Here is a 22,048-nt window from a genome sequence, read left to right as displayed (position 1 = left end):
TCTGCTTTGAAAGTCAGGAAATTATTCTCCTATCACCACGCTTTCTTATCTCCTCGGATCATTCTCACAAAAGTCCACCAGCAAATTTTGAAATCAAGTGGTAAGGACCAGTAGCGGGTGTACCATACGTCGTACCGAATCCGGTGACGCATCTGATGAAGCTCGGAGGTCTGGCCGCGAAGCCCCTTTGCCTGTGCCAGGCCGGTGATGCCCGGCTTGACCGCAAAACGCTGCCGGTATTCGGGAATCAGCGGAAGATACTGCACATCAAGTGGAATCGGGTGGGGACGCGGGCCGACGATGCTCATGTGGCCGATCAGGACGTTGAGAATCTGCGGAACTTCATCCAGATTGGTTTTCCGGAGAATTCGGCCCACTCTCGTCACTCTGGGATCGTACTGGGTGGCCTGCTTGAAAGATGCGTCCTTCTGATACCGCATGGTTCTGAATTTCAGACAGGGGAAGGGGCGGCCCCTCCGACCGGAACGCAGCTGAACGAAGATAATCGGCCCTTTGGATTCGAGCCGGATTAACAACCCAAGCAGGGGAAGCAGCCAGGACAATACCAGAATGGCAACCGTTAGTGAGATTATAATGTCGAATGCCCGTTTTGCGGTCGAATATGACCTCTCAGTTGCCACCGTATCCACCACAAAATACGATGACTCAGGCTGTAACAAGTTAATCATAACGTTTTCCTGTTGAGTATTTCCAAGACAATAATCTGCAATTACCGAGCCACAAGAGCTCGGTAAATTGCTTTTAATTTGTCTTTTTTGGGGGAGTTATTGCTTATTTTCCAGACAAAAGCTTCTTTAGCAAGGGCTTCCGTTTGTCCGAAGCCTGCTCGTAATAACCGTATCCGTAGCCGTAGTTGTAGCCGTACCCCTGACCCTGGTTGATCGAGTTCAGAATGAGGCTCAGCTTGCGGAATTTCTGCTCCTTATACATGCTCTCCACCATCCGGACGTGCGGTTTGGGAGTGACGTCATGACGCACTACGAACAGTGTCGCATCGGTTTTGTCGGCAATGATCTGGGCATCGGTTACCAGACCGATCGGAGGGGAGTCGACGATGATGAACTCAAAGCGTTCACGCAGTTGCCGGAACATCTCGTCGAGCTTGTCGCTCACCAGCAGCTCGGCCGGGTTGGGCGGAACGGGCCCGCTGGGCAGAATGAAATAATTGGGCATGCCCGGAACCGGCTGGATAATCTCATCGAGCGTCGTCTGGCCGATCAGGAAGTTACTGATCCCTACGGAACCGTCTACACCGAGCATGGCATGCAGTTTCGGGCGACGAAGGTCCATTTCAAGGATGATGGTCGGACGGTCGATCAGCGCCAGGCTGGCCCCCAGGTTCAGCGAAATAAAGGACTTTCCTTCACCGGAGATACTTGAAGTGAACAGCACGGCCAGGCACTCGTTGTTGGACCGCAGGAACTGGAGGTTGGTCCGCAAAGCCCGAACCTGTTCAGCCACGATGGAGCGGCTGCGGGAGGTGACGACCAGCGGAAAGGAATGTTTGGCATAGGCAATTTCCCCGATGATCGGCGTCTGGGTAAGTGCCTCGACATCCGAGCGCTGACCGATTCGGTCGTTCATCATATCCCGAACGGCAAAGGCCCCGATGGGCAGCAGGAACCCAAATGCTCCGAACAGCAGAAATACCAGCGCCTTCTTGGGCTTCACGGGTTCGTTGGAACTCCGGGCGCGGTCAATGGTCCGGCTGTCGGCTACAGTCGAGGCATAGGAGAGGGCGGTTTCTTCGCGTTTGGCCAGCAGGTACGTGTACAGATTGTTTTTAATGGCCTGCTGACGGGTGATGTTCAGAAGGTCGCGCTCTTTGCGCGGGACCGTCCGGATCATCGACTCATATTTATTGTTATCGGCCATCAATTTTCCACGGGTGCCCATCAGGATCCGCTTCATCGTCTGGATGTTATCTCGGATGTTACCTTTGGTCGCCCGGATCTGATCGTCGAGAGAACTCAGCAGCGGGTTGTTTTCCGATGTCGTGCGGGCCAGGTTGTCGCGCTGCAGTTCCAGTTCGGTAACTTTGCCGATCAGGCCGAGCAGCGTGGGGTCACTCAGGCCGAGGGTGGCAGGAGTCGCTCCGCGCTCGCCGGATTTACTGCGGATGAAGCGCTCAACGTCTTCCAGGGCGGTGATCTGAATGTTCACCTTGGTCAGTTCCGCATCGTTCTGCTGAACGCTTTGCAGGAAGATCTGCGATTCGGTGCTGATGTCGGTAATACCCTGCGTCGACTTGTAGACTTCCACGTCCTTCTCGACGGTAGCCAGTTCGCCGGAGATGAGCCTCAGACGTTCTTCGATGAAATCGAGCGTGTTGGAGGCTACGAGGTTTTTGTCCTCCAGGGCCGCATCGTTGTATTGTTCGACCAGTTTATCCAGAATATCGCGACCTTTCTGCGGAACCGCTTCTTCCATACTCAATTGAAGGACGGTCGACTGTTTGCTGGTCGGGTCGACTTTCAGTTTATCAAGATACTCCTGAACTACCTCCTGTTTCGGAGCTACGTGGGCGATCACAGGAAGTGAATCGGCCGCAATGGCCGCCTTCGGGAAAATACGAAGACGACCCACCGGCGTGTTGACACTCTGGTTAACCGGGTAGTTCTTCTCCAGAATACGGACGGTCTTCGGATTAATGAATTCAATTTTGAGCCCGTCTTCGTAAAGTTCCGGGCCGGCACTTTCAACGACCAGCCGGATCGGGGAGCTTTGGTAGATTTCCCGCTCGCCCACCGGCGTTTCCCGGAAATAGCTCACATCGAGTTCCAGATCGTTGACCACCTTTTCCATCAGGGTATACGATTTCAGAATCTCCACTTCGTTCTCGACCACCTTCTTGGGAGCGAACAGGTCGAGTTCCTTCATGATCGTTTCTTCGGAGAGGCCTTTTTTATCATCCTTGATAAGGATACTGCTCTGCACCTTATAGAGAGGCACCTGGTATTTCAGGTAGACGTAACCGGAAGCCAGACAGACGACCAGCGAAACCAGAAACCATTTCCAGTTTTTCAGGTACTTGAAGATGATAGCCCGTACGTCCGGTTCCTTATCTTCGTACTGCTGATAAACATACGGTGTAGTAATCATAACGTTGAGTGATAGTTGGTTTAAGTTACTTGTACTGGTTACGGAAACTTCCGCTTCGATCAATAGCGTCTCAGGATGATGGCCAGGAACGAAAGCGCACTCAGGGTTGCCGGAATCAACTGATACAGCCGATCGGCGGAAGCGACCCGGGCCCGGCCCGGTTCTACATAGATTACATCGTTCGGGTGCAGGTAATAATAAGGTGACTTGAACAGGTCACGGTTATTCAGATTGACCCGCCCGAATTCCCGCTTGCCGTCGGTTTCCCGAATCACCAGCACGTTGTCGCGTTTGCCGTAGATGGTAAGGTCTCCGGCCAGACCCAGGGCTTCGGGAAGCGTCAGCTGTTCGTTGGGAACGTTAAACATCGACGGCCGAACGACTTCACCGATCACCGATACCTTGAAGTTGAGGAAGCGCACGGTCACTGTCGGCTCCTTCAGGTAGGTCTTCAGCTTCTCCCGGATCAAATCCCGTGCCTGATTACTGGTCAGGCCGGCTACTTTTACTTTTCCCAGCAGGGGTAGTTCCACATTTCCTTCCGGATCGACGAGATGGCCGACGGCGTTGGTCACCGGAATCTGGCCGGTCTGGGTCGTCAGCATCCCGGTTCCGGTTCTCTCGACGGCCGCATACGGGTTAAAAAAACTGCTGGCTTCCGGATTGAGGCTGTTCACATAAATACCCAGAAGATCATTGTTTTGAATAACAGGAACATACCGGTTATTAATCTGGATGGCCAGTTCAGTACTGTCCGCAGCCGTTTGAAAATAGGCGATCTGCTTATGCGACACGCAGGAAGCGAGACTTCCCAGTAAAAAACACACAAGTAACCAGGATTGAAATTTCATAAGTAATTGATTTCGCTTGCAGTGAAACAAAAAGGTTTGGTGAAATAAATGCTCACAAATTCATAAAATGTTAAGATAAACCGGAAGTACCGCTCCAAAACTTTTTTGCAAAAATTTTGGAGTTGCAAAAATATTTTCCCATTTTCGAGCCATAGTTCATTGTCAGACTTGAATTCCCGGAAATTGTATTGATTTTCAGGAATTTACTTTCCGGCAATTGTCCTACATTCCAGGTGTTTTCAGTACCCATAAGCTTTAATACATTTCTATAATCAGTTTTACGGACCTGTCTTGTACCATGCGCAAGTATGAATTAACTGACTCACAGTGGGAAAAAATAAAGGACATGATGCCTTCGAACAATCGCCCCGGCCGCCCGTGGCGTTCCCACCGTCAATCAATCAACGGCATCCTGTGGATTCTTAACTCAGGTGCCCCCTGGCGCGATCTCCCCGAACGTTACGGTTCCTGGAAGACTATCTACGATCGTTTTCGTCGCTGGCAGAGAGATGGCACCCTGGCGAAGATTTTGGCCATTCTTCAAATGGACTTTCCTGCCGTTACCGCTCCCCAAAATCTGCCTGCTTCCGCATCAGTGCAGGCTGTTAGTTAAAGTTCGGCTGCTAAGTGAGTATTTTTGCTTAGTTAGTTACACCCTTTGTCTTCTCCCGGGCCGGTTCGGCCATGCGGTGTTTAGGGTATACTGCTCAACGGTGGAACACGCCCGGCAATCTGTTTTCAGTTCAGATTTGCCATTCCCGTCTTTCAGGTGGCCTTTATCCGGCAGGCGTCTGCATGGTGTATCCATTGCGGTTGTCAGTCCGATAAAGTTTGTTCAAACTAAACGCGGGTTCATTCCATCGAACCGGCCGGTAACAGAGCTTTTTGTAGGTAGGCAGGCGGAATTATCAGAAATTTTCGGCAGTAAATCTCGCCGGTCAAGTTATTAATTACCAGTCGGAGATTTGGCTGCCTCAACCATTGGAAGGGTTGAGAACTGTTGTCAAATATAGGTAACAATCGTTTACCGGCAACATTTTAACCCCATTTCTGTGCTTTCTTCCCCTAATTTGGCTTTGACCACTGCTATTGCTGATTTAGCCTTCATTGTGCTTATGCTAAGTTTAACAGACACAAAGGCTCAATTAAAGAGCCGGAATTAACTAATCGGTAACAATATATATGCCAATTCGGTGTTCATCCGTTTTGTTACCGAAAATTTTCTAATATATACTTAAATTATTCAAAAACGGAAAGCGCTCCCCGTAGACTGTCTACGGGGAGCGCTTTCCGTTAATACGATATCGTCTCAGGCAATGATCTGTTTGGACAGTAGGTCCAGAAACATTTCCGTGCCAAGTACCTCTTCCGGGTCTTCGATACTGCTCAGCTGGAGCAGGAAATCCCGGAGATCCGGCGAAATTTCATACGTTACATACAACCGGCGGTCGAAGAGGATCGGTGCATCTTCCAGATCGCAGAGTGTATACCTCTCCTGGTTGAAGGCCACCCGTTTTCTGGCGCGGGCCGGCGGAGAGGGGCAATAATCGGTCTGTTGTTCCAGCTGTTGCTGGTCCAGAAACCGGTGGATGTAATTCCAGCCTTCCCACTGGCCCGGATACCGGTTCAGGAACTTCCAGAAGGAATCGTAGAGAGACTGGAGGCTCAGCCGGCAGTAAGTTTCGCGATCGACGCCGGCTTTGGGAACGATCGGATCAAGAAATGACAGGACATTATTCAAATTTCTCTCCCGGTGACTGATAACCGGAACAATCGGAGTTTGAGTAACATAGGAGAGAAAACCGACCCCTTTGCGGGCCCAGAGGTTCTGGGACCCGAAGCGAATCTGGATTTCCTTGTCTTCCTGGCGGTTAACCCCGGTCGTACTCGTCAGCCCGTCAATGAAGATGACCAATGACGTTCCTGCTTTCAGTTCACGTATAATCTGAAGAGTTGAAGAAGATTGCTCCGCTTCCAGAATCTGGAAGGAATTGGTCAGTTTATGCTTTTTCTGCAATCCCCGGATCGTCTCCCAGATTTCTTTCCCCTGTCCCTGGTTCGTTCCGCTGCTGACCAGTAAGGCAAGGTCGAGGCCGTTGCGATATAAGTAACTGGTCAGCAGGCGGTAAGAACCAAGATGGAAAGTGCAATAGATGTGAGGGCGCCGGCTTTGAATCAGGTCCCGGATCGGCCCTTTAGTTTGAAGCAGGTCGTTTGCGCTCAAAAACTGTTGGTCGAAGGTGGTATACACCTGCTGGAGCAGCAACTCCTGAAAGAGACCTTCGTGCTTATCAATAGGAATTTCAGGTAAAATGTTCTGGATGTTTGCCGAGAACGTCGTAAATTTGAAAAGGTACCCTTTTTCCTTCCTGAGGTCGAGAGATTCGAACCGCTGTCGGCAGCGTTCGAGTTCCCGTTGATAGCGATGCACGAAGTTACTCATGGTTGAAATAGGATTATGAAAGAGGAGTTCAGTTCATTCAGGAAAGCACCAGTTGATCCAGGCCGTCCTTCTTCATTCCCAGGAATTGGGGAACCCACTCGCAGCATACGGTTTTTCCGGTACCGGCTTTCAGTTGGAAAATCGTAGTGGATTCGTTCTTGGCCGTGATGTTCAGGTTTGAAGAAGCTGAATCCAACAGTTGCTTAGCGGAGTTGATAATGAAGGTCTTTTTCATGACGATAGATAGATGTTAGAATTGGTTGGTAAATTGTCTGACAGCCATCGGTCGTTTTAGCCCGGGATTATATTGCCGATTGACTGATACAAAATTACCCTATCGTCACTGGCGGGGAAATGGCAAATTTTGTCTAAAAATTTTTGCCGGTTTAGTAACTATTTACTATTATTGTTCGATAAATCGGGGAATTCACAGAAGGGAAGCGATTTTGAAGTCTAATTATCCATTTAGCAATGACTGAAGTTCTGCTAAATCTGAAGTATGTAAAGCGGCCATTCAGGAGCTTGAGCGTGCTGCTTCTGGCAGTGCTGACGTTCGAAGCTTTCAGCTGGCTGTTTGCCTTTGAGAAAAAACTGAATATTATTAAGGAATTCGGTGGAATCCTCGGCTATTTATGGATTCTGCTCCGGGGAGCCCTCCTGCCCGAAATTTCCACGCTGGTTATTCTGCTTTCCTTACTAAATATCTATCATGACATCTGCCGGTTGAAGAAGCTTGAACTGACCCCCAGAAACATTCTGACATATCAGCTTAAGATTCTGCCGGTCATGCTGACCGCTTTTTTCCTGTTCAACCCGATTACCCAGACCATCCGGTACCTGCTGGTTGAGTTTCCCAATTACGACTTTCATGCTTACTTCAGCACTCATATTCAGGAAACCTATACCGCCAGAATTTATTTCCTGTATCTGATTCCTATTCTGATCATGGGTTATGGGTCGGTCAACGCTTCGCTCCTGGCCGACATTCTGGAACAACGCCGGATCAGAAAGCGGGGCGGAGAACCCAAGCCGTTCGAAGCCCTGACGCCCAGTCCTGAAACCGGGCAGTTCTTAACCCACCTAAAGGTCAAAAACAACCAGGGTGAAACCATCCTGGCCGTTCAGGAGTGCTACTGGTTCGAAACGGAAGACCGGAATTATTTTGCCGTTCACCCGGCCGGGCGATTTGCCATTACTAAAACGTTGAATGAACTCGAGAATGAGTTGAATCCGGAATTCTTTTTCCGGACCAAACGCAACTGCATCATCAACCTTAGTTTTGTAGCAAGCTACTCCTATTGGGAAAACGGAAAATATATCATCCGGATGCAGACGCCCAAAGCGGACGAAAACGAAATGCCCCGCGCCCGATTGCAGGAATTTAAAAACCGTCTGGTTCGCTTCTCCGTTCAGGAGGATGATCTGACCCCCCAAAAGTAATTACTATCCATTCCGATAGCAGGGACCGTTCTGATTTACGATCAAACGGTCCCTGCTTTATTTTCTACTCACTGATTACAAATAATCTCTGACCCCGATCCCAAACCGGGCCAGATGCCGGCAACTGTCAAGACCCAGTTTCTGGGCAATATTCGTTTTATGATTGGCCAGTGTCCGATAACTGATGTGCAGCTGGTCGGCAATTTCATGTCCGGGATTTCCATCCGCAACCAGTCTTAATATCTCCGTTTCCCGACTGCTCAGGCGCGAAAGCTGCCTTTTGGTTTCCTCATTGATGACATTCATTCCGTAATTCTTCAGCAGCAGCAGAAAGCCCGAACTGTAGTAGTATCCGCCCGTGCTGATAGTCTGGAAACATTTATACAGTTCATCCAGGCCGTCATTGGCATACAGGAAGCCGTAAAAGCCCTGCTGCATGGCATTGGCTACCAGCTTTAGATCAGGTTTGCTGGTATACAGAATAAATTTGGTTCGTTCGTTATCAGATCGAACCTGCTGCACGATATCCACGCTTCTTCGGCCCGAAATCTCCGACTCCAGAATGACACACTGCGGCTGCTTGACCCGGATCTGCTGGAGCGTATCCTCCAGTTCCACGGCTTTCCCAACTACATTGTATCCCTGTTGTTTTAATAACTGGCACAATACCTCGCAGGTGAAAAGCTCCGATTGTGCTACCAAAATTGAAAAATCTTTTCGCCGGATTGAGAACGAAGGGGCGGCAGGTTTCTGATTTTCGTTCGAAGAGTTCATACATCATTTTTAAGTAGCCATACGATTTAAAGCTACAATTAAAGGGCCCAACTAAGCCGGGGAATCTGCGTGAAATCACCAATTTTATGCGTGAAATCACCAAAAACGTCTGAAATAACCCTGTTTTTTGCCTGAAATGACCCTTCAGAAGAGGTAAAATATTTTTACCGCCGTTTGAAATGAAATTGGTGATTTCGCACATAAAAATGGTCATTTCGCGCAAAGTGATTTTGTGCATATTCTTTGCCGCTGTAGTTTCGTTTGTCGATTTGGACGAACATACGCTAAAGACACTACCTAAGGGCATAACAATTTAAAGCGATGCGGAACATCAAAAATTTAACCGTACAAGAAGTTGACCTGCTCCGGCAGACGATTCGTGAAAGCCAGAACAACGTTTTAAAGAAGCGTTGCCAATGTGTTCTTTACAGCTACTATGGATTAACCGTCAGCGAACTGATGGAAATGTTCAGTGTAGATCGTCGGAGCATCTACAATTGGATGAACCGCTGGCAAAAAGGTGGCCTGCAGGGGCTTCAGGATAAACCGGGCCGTGGCCTGAAACCGAAGCTGAATCCTGCCGACAAACAGCACGTCGAAAAGGTAATGCAGGCCCTTATGAGCTTTCCCAAAGAGCCCCGTCAGGTTCTGCAGCAAATCAATCACCAGCTGCCGAAGCCTATAAGTCAGGATACTCTGCGTCGTTTTGTAAAGAAAATCTCCAGAATGGACAGCTTAGCTGCCTGACGTACGATCACTTCTGATTTATTCAACGATTTATACGTCATGAACAATGAATAAGCCGTAAGAATGCGGTATTCCATGCCCTTTCTTCCTTTTGCTTATTCATTGTTCATTTTTTATGAAATCACGGTTCCCAGCAACCCGCCGATTTCAATATCTACCTTCTTATAGTGCATATACTCCAGCATAAGCCGGTCGCACTCCTCCGGCTCCTGCGCCTGGCCGATCTGAAGCTTTATTTCACTCATCCGCTGCTCGGCTACCAGTTTCTTCAGCCTCAATATATTGGTAAAGGCGGCATCCGCCAGTTTATCGGCTTCCGTCGGTACGTAGATCTCGTGTTTTTCCCAGTTTTCGCTTAACTGGTACCGAACGGTCACCATGTCGATGGCCAGAAGCTGAAAATCCTGGTTGGGGTGATTCAGGAAGTAATCTGCTGTCCGGATTTCGCTGGTCAGAAAGCCCTGCCGGATCTCATTCAGCATCTCCCTGAGAACCGGTGTGGTAAATTCCATAGCCCCCAGTTCGCTCAGCATGTAATGGCAGACGGAGATATCCGGCTCCAGTTCATAACCTCCGTAATTGATCAGAATCCGGATGCATTCTTCCTCCTGAAAAGCCAGGGGCGTCCGGGATTTAAGTCTGGTAACCGGTTTTTCCGGTACGGGGGCCTCATACGGGTCCGCCGAGGAAAAATCGTTCAGGATCTCCGTCAGTTCGTTCGGCGGGGGCTCCGGACCCTGTCCCGGTCGCGGGGAGGCCGGCGCAGACCGACGTTCCTGGGGTCGCTCCAGGTTTTTCAGCACCAGCCGGTTGCTTTCCGAAATCAGCGTTTGCTCATCCACCTGAAGCCGGCGGGCAGTTTTCTGAAAAAACACCTGACGTTTGATGGGATCAGGCATTTTGGAAATGCTCTGGACCATCTCGGAAATCACTTCCGCCCGTTTGAACGGATTGTCTCCCGCATCCTTTAAAAGAATATCGGTTTTGAAGGTGATAAAATCGTTCGTATGGTGGCTTAGGTGCTGCCTGAACACTTCCGCGCCCATCTTTCGCACGTAACTGTCGGGGTCCTCGCCGTCCGGGAAGGTGGCGACACTGACGTTCATGCCTTCCTCCAGCACCATGTCCAGCCCGCGCAAGGCGGCTTTAATCCCGGCTGCATCCCCGTCGTACAGAATGGTAATGTTCTGCGTAAACCGGCTGATCATCCGGATCTGCTCGATCGTGAGCGAAGTCCCGGAGGAAGCGACCACATTTTTGATTCCGGCCTGATGGAGCGAAATTACGTCGGTATAGCCTTCGGTCAGGTAACAGACATCCTCCTGACGGATTGCATTTTTCGCCTGGAAGATGCCATACAGCACCTGGCTTTTGTGGTAAACCTCCGTTTCGGGCGAGTTCAGGTATTTGGGCTGGTTTTTATCGGCCTTCAGAATCCGGGCTCCAAACGCAATGACCCGCCCGGATACGTTATGGATCGGGAAGATGACCCGCCCCCGGAAACGGTCATAGGGTTTACCGCTGCCGCCCTCCTTCGTCAGAATAAGGCCGGCTTTTTCCAGAAGTTCGGTGCGGTATCCCCGGCGGGTGGCTTCCTGAAGCAGTCCGTCCCATTGATCCGGGCTGAAACCCAGTTCAAAGGCCTGAAGGGTCTGGTCCAGAAAACCGCGTTCCCGGAAATAGCTTAAACCGATGCTGCGCCCATCCTCCGTTTCAAGAAGTTGGGTCCGATAATATTCTTTGGCAAAGTTCAGGACGATAAACAAACTTTCCCGCTCGTTCTGCCGGATCAGTTCATCCGGCGTCAGCTGCTCCTCCTCGACCTCGATGCCGTATTTCTTCGCAAGGTGCCGGAGGGCTTCCGGGTAACTCACGTTTTCAATGTCCATGATGAACCGCACCGGATCACCCGCCTTACCGCAGCCGAAGCACTTGTAAATCTGCCGGGAGGGAGAAACGTTGAACGAGGGCGTTTTTTCATTGTGAAACGGGCAGCAGGCGATCCAGTTTTGTCCCCGTTTCTTCAGGGAAACATAATCACTGACGATGTCAATAATATCCGCCGACTGACGGATGCGATCGATGGTTTCCTGTGGGATGCGCATAAGCCAAAGGTACATAACTCCCCCCGGTTTTGGCAACGTTTTTGCTCATTGCGAAAAGACAATCAATCACTTTTCCAGGCCATGAAAGCTGTGACATTTCTCCCATCAGAAAAAAACATCTCCTTTAAATTGCTTGCCAAAGCAAATAATAGATGCTTCTGGCTCCTTTTCCTGATTTATCTCAGCAGTTGTCAGGGAAAGGAACAGGAGGTGATAAGCCCCTCTGTCAAAACAAGCGACCAGTTTGAACCGGATGTAGCCCTCCAGTGGTCGGCCATGCAGTTGTATCTGATCCGGAACACGCCCGGTTTTACCCCGCCGGTCGCATCACGCTCGCTGGCCTACGGCGGACTGGCTCTGTACGAAGCCGTCGTAGCGGGCTCGCCGACCCACCGGTCGCTGGTAGGGCAGCTGCCGGATCTGAACAGTCTCCCACAGGCCGATCCGAAAACCGGGTATCACTGGGCGGCTGCCGGCAACGCGGCCGAAGCCGAAATCCTGCGCTCCCTGTTTGCCAGCACCGATGCCCGAAATAAAAGTAAGATCGACTCGCTGGAACGGACTCTCCTGACCCGCTTTCAGGGAGAAGGTGAAAAAGAGGAAATAGAGCGGTCGGTTTCCTTCGGAAAACAGGTCGCCCAGGCCATCTTCGAATGGTCCAGAACCGACGGAGGACACGAAGGGTACACCCGAAATTTTCCGGAAAACTATACGGTGCCGGTCTGCAACGGATGCTGGCAGCCGACCGAAAACGGCAGAAAATTTCCCATGCAGCCGTTCTGGGGCAAAAACCGGACTCTGGTGGGAGCCAACTCCGCTATGCCTATGCCCCAGCCGCTGACTGCTTCGACCGACGTCAAATCCCAGTATTTTGCCCAATATCTGGAGGTGTATACCAAAAACAAGTCCCTGACGCAGTCCGAAAAAGAAATAGCGGTCTGGTGGGCCGACGATCCGGGCGAAACATTTACGCCCCCGGGCCACTCCTATAGTCTGGCCCGCATCGCCATCCAAACCGCCCGGGCCGATCTGGCCAAAGCCGCCGAGACGCTCGCCCGGACCGGCCTTGCCGTATCCGATGCCTTCACCCTTTGCTGGAAATGCAAATATACCTTCAACAACGAGCGGCCGTATACCTTCGTCCGCCGGGCCATCGACCCCGCCTGGGTTCCTTTCTGGCCGGCTCCGCCTTTTCCCGGCTTTCCTTCCGGACACGCCACCCAGTCGGCAGCCACGGCCACGGTGCTGACGGATCTGTACGGAGAATCGTTCGCCTTTACCGACGATTCCCACGTCAGCCGGGTGCGGGACCCGAAACGAAATATCGACTTGAAAGCCCGGTCTTTCAGTTCGTTCTGGGAGGCCGCTGAGGAATCGGCCCTATCCCGTTTCCTGGGCGGTATTCATACACGGCAGGATAACGAAACCGGACTGCGGGAGGGCCGGAAAATCGGGCGGAACGTGAATGCCCTGCCATGGAAAAAAACCATGTGACCGCATCATGATGAAGAACCCCCGGCTCCGGGGGTTCTTCAGTCGGCCGGTTTTTACCAGTCGGTTCCTTTCAGGTAATAACCTTTCTGATTGCCGCCGGTCGAGATATGAACGCCCCGGCCTCCGTCCGTTTCGTAATAGAACGTTTCCTGCCTGAGTTCGTCTTTGCGGGCATCCCGTTTGAAGTTTTGGCTGGGATAGCAGGAGTAGAAGCCCCGGTAATTGCCCTCGGTGGGCGTGAGGGTGAAGGTTCCGGCCTCCTCATCGAACTTCACCTTTCCTTTCATGTAGGTGAAGGCTTCCGTTTTGCAGTTGTAACTCGTAACCGCGTTGATGATATACTGCTCATACGTTCCGTTAGCCTTGAAATCCAGCACGAGGGCCTGTTCATAGGGCTTTCCGCCGTATTTGCCGTCGTAGGTCCAGAAGTTACTCATCGAGAACGTGCCGTACATCCATTTTCCGACAGCTTCTTCCGGCGTTTTGCTCTGGATGGCGGGGTCGATGGTGTCGGCGTCCTTTTTACAGGCGGCAGTCAGGCACACGAGTGCCAGGAGGGAGAGGAGTACTTTTTTCATAGTCGTCCGCTGGTGCGGTGTTCAGTGTAGTTGTTGTTTGGAGGATTTCTTTCAAAAACCTGTGCAAAACAACAATTACACCGCACACCGCCCAATCATCGGATGACCGAGTTGCCCGAACGGGGGTTCGACCTGTCGAATCTTATGACTGAATCGCAACGGGAGTGCTTGCCTTGATGGGGCCGTTTTTCCGGAATGGGCGTCTACGTTGTGAGGGTCATTTCACAAACGCAGCGTTCGCCAGGTATTCATACGACTTCCGGACCGACTCCATCTGAGAAAGGGGCGAACTTCCGGCCGGATTGGCATACTCCAGCTCGGCATAATACCGCTCCAGGCCGCCTTTCGCATAACCTGCCCGGAAGATGTTTTCAAAATTCATGAACCCGGTCGAGCCCAGAATGTCCCGGTCTTTGATGTGCAGCAGGGGGAAGCGCCCGGGGTAGCGGTTGAAATAGGCCACCGGGTCGCACTGGCCCATGACCGCCCAATACACGTCCATCTCGAAAAAAACCAGGCCGGGATCGGTGTTTTTCAGCAGGAAATCATAGAAAATCTCGCTGGGGTAGGAGTCTTTGGTAATTTCCATCTCCGGAGACCAGTCCTCGCCCCGTTTCACGCCGATCCGCTTGAACTCGGCGCTGTGGTTGTGATAGCCCCAGCGCATACCGGCCTTCCGGGCGAGTTCACCGGTCTGGTTGAAGACCTCGCAGACCCGCTTCGCATCATCCAGGCTGTTAACCTGGGGCATGGCCGGCTGAACTACCACCGGCACTCCCAGCTCCTGGTGGTCGGCCAGGGCCCGTTTCCAGAATTCCAGAATGGAGCCGGTGTTCTCTTTGGTATAGGCCGCAATCTGAATGCTCCGCTCTCCCTTGCCGGTGCCTCCGCCGTCGCCAAATTTATAGAAGCTTGGCAGGGGTGGTTCCAGGTGCGAGCTGGTCGGTTCCAGGCCGGTATCCCGTAATATCTTCCGGTAGTCTTTGGGCGAGTAACCGAGAACGGAGCCTTTGCCCGCCTGCTGTTCATAACCGTACAGCTCGACATGGGAAAAGCCGATGTCCTTCAGCGCTTTCAGCGAACCGGCCATGTCCTGCTTCAATTGCCGCCGGATCGAATAGGTCTGGATACCGATTCGTTTGGCCGGGGCAGCACCTGAAGCAGTCAGGTCCGCGGAAGTCAGCCCTGAGGCCGCGACGACCGTGGTATTTTTCAGAAACTCTCTTCTTGTCTGCATATCGGAAAAGGGTCGGTGAAGCTACATTAAAAACCGGAAAAAAATTAACTATCCCCTGTAACAGGCGGTTAATCACAAAACCTACAGAAAAACCATAGTAGTTAGTTTTCCGTCTTTTACTCAACGTTCGAATACGAAATGATCAATGAAAATCAACTCAGCCGACGCCAGGTGATCGGAGGGTTAGGAAGTGGCCTGGCGGCCACCGTGATGGCTACCCCGGCGTTTGCCGATTCGTCGGGTAAGGCCCCCGGCGCAGTTGCTCCGACCCCCCTGGTCGACCCGACCACCAAGTATCCCCGTCCGCCGTTCAACACGCCGATGCAGCCCTGGCCGGGCCTGGCGGGCAAAATGAATCCGCGTCCGGATCATGGGGAATCCAGTTACAAAGGCTCAGGCCGTTTACAGGGCCGCAAGGCATTGATCACCGGAGGAGATTCGGGGATGGGCCGGGCCGCGGCCATTGCCTACGCGAGGGAGGGGGCGGATGTGGCGATCAACTATCTGCCGGCTGAAGAACCGGATGCGAAGGAAGTGATCGAGCTGATCCGGAAGGAAGGCCGCAAAGCCGTCGCCATTCCCGGTGACATCCGGGAGGAAGCTTTTTGCAAACGACTCGTCGACGAAGCCGTGAAAGGGCTGGGCGGTCTGGATATTCTGGTCAGCAATGCCGCCCGGCAGCAAACCCGCCAGTCCATTCTGGAGGTTTCTTCGGAAGATTTCGACGCCACCATGAAGACCAATATCTACGCGCCTTTCTGGATCATCAAAGCGGCTTTGCCTCATATGCCGCCCGGCTCGGTCATCATCGGCACGACCTCCGAGCAAGCCTATGACCCGTCGCCCAACCTGTATGACTACGCCCAGACGAAGGCGGCTACGACGAACTTCGTCAAGTCGCTGGCCAAACAGCTGGCCCCGAAGGGCATCCGGGTAAACGGGGTGGCGCCGGGTCCCATCTGGACCCCCCTGCAACCCAGCGGGGGAGCCACGGCGGAGAAACTGAAAAACTTCGGCGGTGATACCCCCCTGGGCCGTCCCGGCCAGCCGGTCGAACTGGCTTCCATCTACGTGCAGCTGGCGGCCAGCGACGGCAGTTATGCCACGGGTCAGGTCTACGGAGCCGCCGGCGGGGGTGGGCAGCCCTGACCGGAGATTGTCGGAAGACCGAAACAAAGAAGCCCGGCTGCTGCAGCCGGGCTTCTTTACTTTATATACAAAAAGCTGAAATCAGTAGGCGCGAACCACCTTGCCTTCCATGAAGTTGACGAAAGCCTTGTTGACGACCTTGTTACCGCCGGGAGTGGGGTAATTGCCCGTAAAATACCAGTCCCCGGGATGGTTGGGGCAGGCGACGTGCAGGTTTTCGACGGTCTGGAAAATAACCGCGACTTCGGCCTGCAGATCCTTCGGGGTGACGATATCGGCCACCTTGCGGGAAATCTCGTCGTGCGTGAACGGCTCATACAAAGCCTGCACGTAGTTTTTAACCGTGGCGTTGCCCGACTCGATGGCGGCCACGCACTCGGCATAGACCTCGTCGGCCAGGTTCTCCTGACCGCGTTCCTTCAAAAGCTGGAGGGTGGCGCGGAAGGCCACGAACTCCTTCAGTTTCGACATATCGATGCCGTAGCAGTCGGGGAAGCGAATCTGGGGAGCCGACGATACGATGATGATTTTCTTGGGTCCCAGCCGGTCGAGCATCTTGAGAATGCTTTTTTCGAGCGTCGTCCCGCGAACGATGGAGTCGTCGATCACCACGACGTTGTCGACCCCTTTGCGGATCACCTCGAAGGTCGTGTCATACACGTGCGCCACCATCTCGTCCCGCTGGGAGTCATCGGTAATAAAGGTGCGGAGCTTGACGTCCTTGGAAACCAGTTTCTCGATGCGGGGGCGGAAGGAAAGCAGCTTGTCGAGGTCCTGTTCGAACAGGATGCCTTCCATAATGGCTTTTTTGCGCTGCTTGGCCAGATATTCCTCGATCCCTTCCACCATCCCGAAGAAGGCGGTTTCGGCGGTGTTCGGAATGTAGGAGAAGACCGTATTCTCCAGGTCGAAGTCCACTTCCTGTAATATCTGGGGAATGAGCAGTTTGCCGAGCTTTTTACGCTCGTTATAGATATCCGGATCGGACGCCCGGGAGAAATAGATGCGTTCGAAGCTGCAGGAGCGTTTTTCAATAGGCTGCACGAACTGGCGTTCGTCGAACTCGCCGTATTTGTCGACGATCAGCGCATGACCCGGTTTTACTTCGTGAATCTGGCTGTAATCGACATTGAAGGCGGTTTTGATGGCCGGTTTTTCGGAAGCGACCACCACCACTTCATCGTCTGCGTAATAATAGGCCGGGCGGATCCCGGCCGGATCGCGGGCGACGAAAGCGGCTCCGTAACCCGTCATGCCGACCATGGCGTACCCGCCGTCAAAATCCCGGCAGGAGCGGTGCAGAACCCGCTGAAGGTCCATGTTATCCTCGATGATGTCCGAGAGATCAGGGTTTTCGTAGATTCCCTTGAACCGGTCGAACACCCGCTGGTTTTCTTCATCCAGGAAGTGACCGATCTTCTCCATGACCGTGACCGTATCGACCAGCTCCTTGGGGTGCTGTCCGAGCGACACCAGCTTGTCGAAAAGTTCGTCGACATTGGTCATGTTGAAGTTCCCGGCAACGACCAGGTTCCGGCTTCGCCAGTTGTTCTGACGGAGCATCGGGTGGCAGTTTTCGATTTCGTTGGCGCCGTGGGTTCCGTAACGCAGGTGACCCAGCCAGACTTCACCCGTAAAGGCGACGTTCTCCTGGAGCCAGCGGCCGTCCCGGACCTTGTCCTTGTTATTCTTGAGCGCTTTCCGAAATTTCTTGTTGATTTTCTGGAAGATATCCGCCACCGGCTGGTTTTCCACGGAACGATACCGGCTGATATACCGGTGCCCGGGCGGAACGTCGATTTTGATGTTGGCTACCCCGGCACCGTCCTGGCCCCGGTTGACCTGTTTTTCCATTAGCAGGTACAGCTTGTTTACGCCGTACTGGTGAGTGCCGTATTTGTCGATGTAATATTGATACGGCTTGCGAAGTCGGATCAGGGCGATCCCGCACTCGTGCTTAATGGCGTCGCTCATGCTTGGTCTTATGTTGCTGAGAAGATAACTGCCGCTCCGGGTTTTTCGTTCAGCGGATGTTAAGACAAAGTTACGAAAAGCTGGTTGGGCTTCGGCTTTCGCCCGAAATTCTTTTTTCGATTACCAGGGTTTATTCGTAAAATGAAATTCTATAATCCTTCAATCCATTGCAGAATCCATTCCGGCTTGAAAAAGAACAAGATTATCGGAAGCGTCAGAATCGCGGCCAGCGCCAGCTGCGGACGGGAGGGAGACGCTTCCGGCCCGGCGCTTTCGGGGGCCGGACGGAAAAAGAGCAGGAACGGAATCCGCAGATAATAAAACAGGGAAATGACCGCATTGAGCAGCCCGATGCCGAACAGGGCGATCAGCCAGCCGTTCCCGCTGGTCTGATACGCTTCCAGCAGGGAAGAAAAGGCCAGGAGCTTGGCCGTAAAGCCGACGGTGGGCGGCAACCCGGTCAGGGCGATCATCACGACGGTGACAAAAATGCTGAAAAGAGGCTGGGTAAGCCCCAGACCACGGAAGTCCTGCAAAACCGGTCGCCGGTTGGAATGCGTTTCCGACCTCGGACCGCCCAGCAGGTCGATCAGCAGGAAGGCGGCCATGCTGATGAACACGTAGGTAGCCATGTAGAACGTGGCGGCCTGGAAACCCGTTTCGTTGAAGGCGATGACCCCGACCAGCAGAAAACCGGCATGGGCGATGGAGGAATAGGCCAGCAGGCGTTTGGCGTCGGTCTGCCAGAGGGCCGAGAGATTACCGAGCGTGATGCTCGCCAGCGCCACCACGGCCAGCGGGGTCTGGAAATTGGCCGGCAGGGCCGTCAGAACCCGCATCAGAACCAGCAGGGCGGCCGCCTTTGGGCCGACGGAGAAAAAGGCGACGACCGGCGTCGGGGCGGCCTCGTAGGCATCGGGCGTCCAGACATGGAACGGCACCAGCGACAGCTTGAACAGAATGCCGGCCAGCGTCAGAAAACCGGCCAGATAGACGACGTACGGCGCGTTTTTGGCCAGCTCCGCTTCCACCACCGAACTGGTCAGGTCGAGCGTGCCGGTCAGACCGTAGAGCAGCGACATGCCGTAAAGCATGATGGCGGAGCTGACCGCCCCGAACAGCAGATATTTTAACCCGCCTTCCGACGCTTTCCGGTCGGCCGAAAGGGCCGTCAGCAGGTAGGAGCTGATCGACACCAGCTCGATGCTCAGGTAGATCGTCAGCAGGTTGACCGACATGGTCATCAGATACAGCCCGAGCAGCAGCCCGAGCAGAATCGGCAGCCAGTCGGGGATCAGCAGCCGGGCGGGGGTGGTAAACCAAGCATGAAGGATCGCGAAAGCCGCGGCCAGCGTCACCACCAGCTTGAAGAAAACCGCCTGATTGTCCAGAAAAAGCAGGGAACTGAATAAAAAACCTTTGGGCTGAAACCACTGGGCAACGACCAGACCACCCGCCAGAACGACCAGAGCCAGCGTCAGGCCGTAGAGCAGAGGCCGGTGCAGGGCCGAACGGCGCATATAGATCAGATCGGCCAGCACCACGATCACCAGGGAAACACTCAGGGCCATCTCCGGCCTGAAACCAGCCAGGCTTTGAAGAATATCATTCAGTTGATCAATGAGTTGCAAAGCGGAAAGAAATAGGCAGGTTCTGACGGCCGCAAAGGTACGAAAAAAGCGTTCCGGATTTGGGGCCGGTTCGTTATCTTTACCTTGCCGGCCGGCTACTGCTTTTAGCCTGACCGGCTTCTTCCTGCAACCTGTAGTTCATTCGACCTATCAAGATGAAGAAAATCGTTCGTTCCGCCCTGCTCATCGCCATCCTGAGCGTGACGGCTGCCGGCATCTGCCGGGCCCAGGCCGCCTTCCTGACCGACGCCAACGGTCAGGTTCTCGTTGAGAACAAGTACGTCAATATTCAGGGCTCGCCCTATCTGGACGAAGCCTGGAAAAACGGAGCGCTTACGACCGCTACGAATCGTTCGTACGACAAGCTGAAGATCCGGTTCGATACCTACGCCGGAGAACTCGAATACCTGCAAAACGGTCAGACCTACCGGCTCAACCCCGAAAATGTGAAGGAATTCCGGATTGCCGACGGCAATGAGCTTGTGTTCCGGAACGGCTTTGCCGCCACCGGCAGCAACACCCCCAATACCTTTTATCAGGTCCTGGTCGACGGACCGACGAAGCTGCTGAAGCAGTATAAGGTAAATCTGATGGAAAGCAAAGCGTACAATTCGGCAACCGGCAACCGCGAGTTTCAGAAGCAGGACTGGTATTTCGTGGCTAAACCGGACGGGTCGGTGCAACGTATCCAGAAAACTAAAAAATCGGTGCTGGCGGCTTTCCCGGAGCAGAAAGACCGGGTTGAAAAGCTGATGAAGGAAAAAGACATCAGCCTCAATGAGGAAAGCGGCCTGTCCGCCCTCGTAACGGCCGTCAACGGTTTGCAGTAAATTCTATCAATACATTATATATAGGTAAAAGGGAAAAAAAACCGGGATCCCGGCTTTTTTTCCCTTTTTCGGTCATAGGGCCGATCAGATGACGCCTTCCCGTTTCGCCCGTTCCTCATAGCCGTGCAGCTGGACGGGTTTTATGGTTTTGCGCAGCCGCATGTTCAGGAACTCGACCAGCAGCGAGAAGGCGATCGCGAAGTACAGATAGCCTTTCGGGACGGTTCCGATGTGCTGATTGAAAACGACTACCTCGGCCAGATGCGCTCCCTCGGCGATCAGCATGAAGCCGATCATGATCAGGAAAGCCAGACCCAGCATCTGAATACTGGGGTGCTCATTGACGAACCGGCCGACCGGCCCGGCGAAGAACATCATGATCAGGACGGAAATCACTACCGCGACGATCATGATGGTGATATTCTGCGTCAGCCCGACCGCCGTCAGGATGGAGTCGATGGAAAACACGATGTTGATGATGGCAATCTGGGTAATCACCCCGCTGATAGTGGCTTTTCCTTTGGTGGCTGTCTGCTCGGTCTCATCGCCCGTGTGACCTTCCAGCTTGTGATGAATCTCGGAGGTGGCTTTGTACAGCAGAAACAGACCTCCCACGAACAGAATGATGCTCTGCCCGGTCGGCTCGGCGTCGAACCAGCCGGTGGCGATGGTCATGAACGGCTTGCTGAGCGAAATCAGCACCGAAATTCCAAACAGGAGGGCCACCCGGAAAATCATGGCCAGAATCAAACCGGTGTTCCGGGCTTTAGGCTGTTCTGCGGCCGTTAATTTGTTGGCTGCAATAGAGATGAAGATGATATTGTCGATACCGAGAACAATTTCCAGAAAGGTCAGAGTCAATAAACTGATGATACCCTCGGCTGAAAAGAGCTGATCCATTCGTGATGCGGTTGAACGTTGGTGAACAGGGCCGAAATTACCGGCTTTCGGGCAGTTGAACAATTATTTTGTAAGAATGAACTGCCGAAAGGAGGAAAGGTTCGGGTCCGGCCCCGGGCGGAGGAAAAAAGAATGCAAATTTTTTCAAACCAGCCGCAGGTTTTACGCCTTTTTTCGACCTAACCCCGTGTAATAATCCCGCACGCTTTGTATTCGGAACCCGAACTGATTGAAAACCTGAAACGGAAGGACGAAAAAGCCTTCCGGTACCTGGTGGAGACCCACCAGCGGCAGGTGTACAATACGGTGCTGGCGCTGGTGCAGAATGCGGAAGAGGCCGAAGATGTGGCGCAGGAGGTGTTTGTGGAAGTGTATGAAACCATCGACCGGTTTCGGGGAGAGGCCGCTCTGCGGACCTGGCTCTACCGGATCGCCACCTCCAACGCCCTGAAAGTGATTCAGAAACGAAAGGCCAAAAAGCGGTTTGCCTTCTTCACCAGCCTGTTCGGGAGCGACAACCAGGTGAATTATCACCCGCCGGATTTTCATCATCCGGGCGTGGCGCTGGAAGACCGGGAACAAATGCAGCTGCTGTTTGGGGCCATCGGCCGTCTGCCCGACAAACAGAAGGTGGCTTTTACCCTGCATTACCTCGACGGGCTGAGCTATCAGGAGATTGCCGACGTGCAGCAGCTGACGGTCTCGGCCGTCGAATCGCTGATCCACCGGGCCCGACAGAATCTGAAAAAGAAGTTAAGTGGTAGTCTGTAAA

Annotated in this window: 19 protein-coding genes; 7 read left to right on the top strand and 12 right to left on the bottom strand. The window is 53.0% G+C overall.

Annotation, left to right across the window (positions count from 1 at the left end; genetic code table 11):
• Positions 1-32 precede the first annotated feature (32 nt).
• The 3 genes from DX909_RS26890 to DX909_RS26880 all read right to left on the bottom strand — a co-directional run bounded on the left by DX909_RS26890 (position 33) and on the right by DX909_RS26880 (position 3,950).
• Positions 33-689 (bottom strand): sugar transferase, encoded by a 657-nt coding sequence (locus tag DX909_RS26890; RefSeq protein WP_128548348.1) that lies wholly within the window; start codon positions 687-689, stop codon positions 33-35.
• Between the two features lie 103 nt (positions 690-792).
• Positions 793-3,123, bottom strand: a complete 2,331-nt coding sequence (locus DX909_RS26885; RefSeq protein WP_128548347.1) for a GumC family protein — start codon at positions 3,121-3,123, stop codon at positions 793-795.
• 59 nt (positions 3,124-3,182) lie between these two features.
• Positions 3,183-3,950, bottom strand: a complete 768-nt coding sequence (locus DX909_RS26880; RefSeq protein ID WP_229311214.1) for a polysaccharide biosynthesis/export family protein — start codon at positions 3,948-3,950, stop codon at positions 3,183-3,185.
• Positions 3,951-4,272: 322 nt separating this feature from the next.
• Between DX909_RS26880 and DX909_RS26875 the strand changes: the two genes are divergently transcribed.
• The gene (locus DX909_RS26875; protein ID WP_128548345.1) at positions 4,273-4,587 is read left to right on the top strand and encodes a transposase; all 315 of its coding nucleotides are present in this window, start codon (positions 4,273-4,275) and stop codon (positions 4,585-4,587) included.
• A 696-nt stretch (positions 4,588-5,283) separates the two neighbouring features.
• Here DX909_RS26875 and DX909_RS26870 read toward each other — a convergent pair.
• Positions 5,284-6,417: a lysophospholipid acyltransferase family protein gene (locus DX909_RS26870; RefSeq protein ID WP_128548344.1), complete on the bottom strand. Its 1,134-nt coding sequence runs from the start codon at positions 6,415-6,417 to the stop codon at positions 5,284-5,286.
• 37 nt (positions 6,418-6,454) lie between these two features.
• The gene (locus DX909_RS26865; RefSeq protein ID WP_128548343.1) at positions 6,455-6,652 is read right to left on the bottom strand and encodes a hypothetical protein; all 198 of its coding nucleotides are present in this window, start codon (positions 6,650-6,652) and stop codon (positions 6,455-6,457) included.
• A 293-nt stretch (positions 6,653-6,945) separates the two neighbouring features.
• On the opposite strand from DX909_RS26865, the gene DX909_RS26860 reads away from it, so the two are divergent.
• The gene (locus DX909_RS26860; RefSeq protein ID WP_164851421.1) at positions 6,946-7,857 is read left to right on the top strand and encodes a LytTR family DNA-binding domain-containing protein; all 912 of its coding nucleotides are present in this window, start codon (positions 6,946-6,948) and stop codon (positions 7,855-7,857) included.
• A gap of 75 nt (positions 7,858-7,932) precedes the next feature.
• Here DX909_RS26860 and DX909_RS26855 read toward each other — a convergent pair whose 3' ends face one another.
• Complete coding sequence (locus tag DX909_RS26855) at positions 7,933-8,631, bottom strand: response regulator transcription factor (protein ID WP_128548341.1); 699 nt, start codon at positions 8,629-8,631, stop codon at positions 7,933-7,935.
• 321 nt (positions 8,632-8,952) lie between these two features.
• Between DX909_RS26855 and DX909_RS26850 the strand changes: the two genes are divergently transcribed.
• Positions 8,953-9,378, top strand: a complete 426-nt coding sequence (locus DX909_RS26850; RefSeq protein ID WP_128548340.1) for a helix-turn-helix domain-containing protein — start codon at positions 8,953-8,955, stop codon at positions 9,376-9,378.
• Positions 9,379-9,491: 113 nt separating this feature from the next.
• Here DX909_RS26850 and dnaG read toward each other — a convergent pair whose 3' ends face one another.
• Complete coding sequence (gene dnaG / locus DX909_RS26845) at positions 9,492-11,483, bottom strand: DNA primase (protein ID WP_128548365.1); 1,992 nt, start codon at positions 11,481-11,483, stop codon at positions 9,492-9,494.
• Between the two features lie 210 nt (positions 11,484-11,693).
• On the opposite strand from dnaG, the gene DX909_RS26840 reads away from it, so the two are divergent.
• A complete protein-coding gene (locus DX909_RS26840; protein WP_229311212.1) occupies positions 11,694-12,977 on the top strand; it encodes a vanadium-dependent haloperoxidase in 1,284 nt (427 codons plus the stop codon).
• Between the two features lie 53 nt (positions 12,978-13,030).
• Here the strand turns inward: DX909_RS26840 and DX909_RS26835 are convergent, their stop codons facing one another.
• Positions 13,031-13,555 carry a hypothetical protein gene (locus DX909_RS26835; protein ID WP_128548338.1) on the bottom strand — a complete coding sequence of 175 codons (525 nt, stop codon included), beginning with the start codon at positions 13,553-13,555 and terminating at the stop codon, positions 13,031-13,033.
• Between the two features lie 217 nt (positions 13,556-13,772).
• Positions 13,773-14,792, bottom strand: a complete 1,020-nt coding sequence (locus DX909_RS26830) for a sugar phosphate isomerase/epimerase family protein (RefSeq protein WP_128548337.1) — start codon at positions 14,790-14,792, stop codon at positions 13,773-13,775.
• A 138-nt stretch (positions 14,793-14,930) separates the two neighbouring features.
• On the opposite strand from DX909_RS26830, the gene DX909_RS26825 reads away from it, so the two are divergent.
• Positions 14,931-15,941 (top strand): SDR family oxidoreductase, encoded by a 1,011-nt coding sequence (locus tag DX909_RS26825; RefSeq protein ID WP_128548336.1) that lies wholly within the window; start codon positions 14,931-14,933, stop codon positions 15,939-15,941.
• Positions 15,942-16,022: 81 nt separating this feature from the next.
• Here the strand turns inward: DX909_RS26825 and DX909_RS26820 are convergent, their stop codons facing one another.
• Positions 16,023-17,915, bottom strand: a complete 1,893-nt coding sequence (locus DX909_RS26820; RefSeq protein WP_128548335.1) for an amidophosphoribosyltransferase — start codon at positions 17,913-17,915, stop codon at positions 16,023-16,025.
• A 149-nt stretch (positions 17,916-18,064) separates the two neighbouring features.
• Positions 18,065-19,546, bottom strand: coding sequence for an NADH-quinone oxidoreductase subunit N (locus DX909_RS26815; RefSeq protein WP_128548334.1), 1,482 nt, complete (start codon positions 19,544-19,546; stop codon positions 18,065-18,067).
• A gap of 155 nt (positions 19,547-19,701) precedes the next feature.
• Between DX909_RS26815 and DX909_RS26810 the strand changes: the two genes are divergently transcribed.
• Positions 19,702-20,376: a hypothetical protein gene (locus DX909_RS26810; RefSeq protein ID WP_128548333.1), complete on the top strand. Its 675-nt coding sequence runs from the start codon at positions 19,702-19,704 to the stop codon at positions 20,374-20,376.
• Positions 20,377-20,460: 84 nt separating this feature from the next.
• Here the strand turns inward: DX909_RS26810 and DX909_RS26805 are convergent, their stop codons facing one another.
• Positions 20,461-21,276: a TerC family protein gene (locus DX909_RS26805; RefSeq protein WP_128548332.1), complete on the bottom strand. Its 816-nt coding sequence runs from the start codon at positions 21,274-21,276 to the stop codon at positions 20,461-20,463.
• A 207-nt stretch (positions 21,277-21,483) separates the two neighbouring features.
• Between DX909_RS26805 and DX909_RS26800 the strand changes: the two genes are divergently transcribed.
• On the top strand, positions 21,484-22,047 hold the full coding sequence (locus DX909_RS26800; protein WP_128548331.1) for an RNA polymerase sigma factor: 564 nt from the start codon (positions 21,484-21,486) through the stop codon (positions 22,045-22,047).
• Position 22,048: the final 1 nt, after the last annotated feature.

The organism is Larkinella soli, assembly GCF_003703975.1.
In the GTDB taxonomy this organism is placed as follows: Bacteria; Bacteroidota; Bacteroidia; order Cytophagales; family Spirosomataceae; genus Larkinella; species Larkinella soli.
Note: the sequence above shows the minus strand (reverse complement) of the source record. Positions and strands in the feature narration are given on the sequence as shown.

Coding starts and splice junctions, on each gene's coding strand:
- DX909_RS26890 (WP_128548348.1), bottom strand. CDS start 689: ATGATTAACTTGTTACAGCCTGAGTCATCGTATTTTGTGGTGGATACG.
- DX909_RS26885 (WP_128548347.1), bottom strand. CDS start 3,123: ATGATTACTACACCGTATGTTTATCAGCAGTACGAAGATAAGGAACCG.
- DX909_RS26875 (WP_128548345.1), top strand. CDS start 4,273: ATGCGCAAGTATGAATTAACTGACTCACAGTGGGAAAAAATAAAGGAC.
- DX909_RS26870 (WP_128548344.1), bottom strand. CDS start 6,417: ATGAGTAACTTCGTGCATCGCTATCAACGGGAACTCGAACGCTGCCGA.
- DX909_RS26865 (WP_128548343.1), bottom strand. CDS start 6,652: ATGAAAAAGACCTTCATTATCAACTCCGCTAAGCAACTGTTGGATTCA.
- DX909_RS26855 (WP_128548341.1), bottom strand. CDS start 8,631: ATGAACTCTTCGAACGAAAATCAGAAACCTGCCGCCCCTTCGTTCTCA.
- DX909_RS26850 (WP_128548340.1), top strand. CDS start 8,953: ATGCGGAACATCAAAAATTTAACCGTACAAGAAGTTGACCTGCTCCGG.
- dnaG (WP_128548365.1), bottom strand. CDS start 11,483: ATGCGCATCCCACAGGAAACCATCGATCGCATCCGTCAGTCGGCGGAT.
- DX909_RS26835 (WP_128548338.1), bottom strand. CDS start 13,555: ATGAAAAAAGTACTCCTCTCCCTCCTGGCACTCGTGTGCCTGACTGCC.
- DX909_RS26830 (WP_128548337.1), bottom strand. CDS start 14,792: ATGCAGACAAGAAGAGAGTTTCTGAAAAATACCACGGTCGTCGCGGCC.
- DX909_RS26825 (WP_128548336.1), top strand. CDS start 14,931: ATGATCAATGAAAATCAACTCAGCCGACGCCAGGTGATCGGAGGGTTA.
- DX909_RS26820 (WP_128548335.1), bottom strand. CDS start 17,915: ATGAGCGACGCCATTAAGCACGAGTGCGGGATCGCCCTGATCCGACTT.
- DX909_RS26810 (WP_128548333.1), top strand. CDS start 19,702: ATGAAGAAAATCGTTCGTTCCGCCCTGCTCATCGCCATCCTGAGCGTG.
- DX909_RS26805 (WP_128548332.1), bottom strand. CDS start 21,276: ATGGATCAGCTCTTTTCAGCCGAGGGTATCATCAGTTTATTGACTCTG.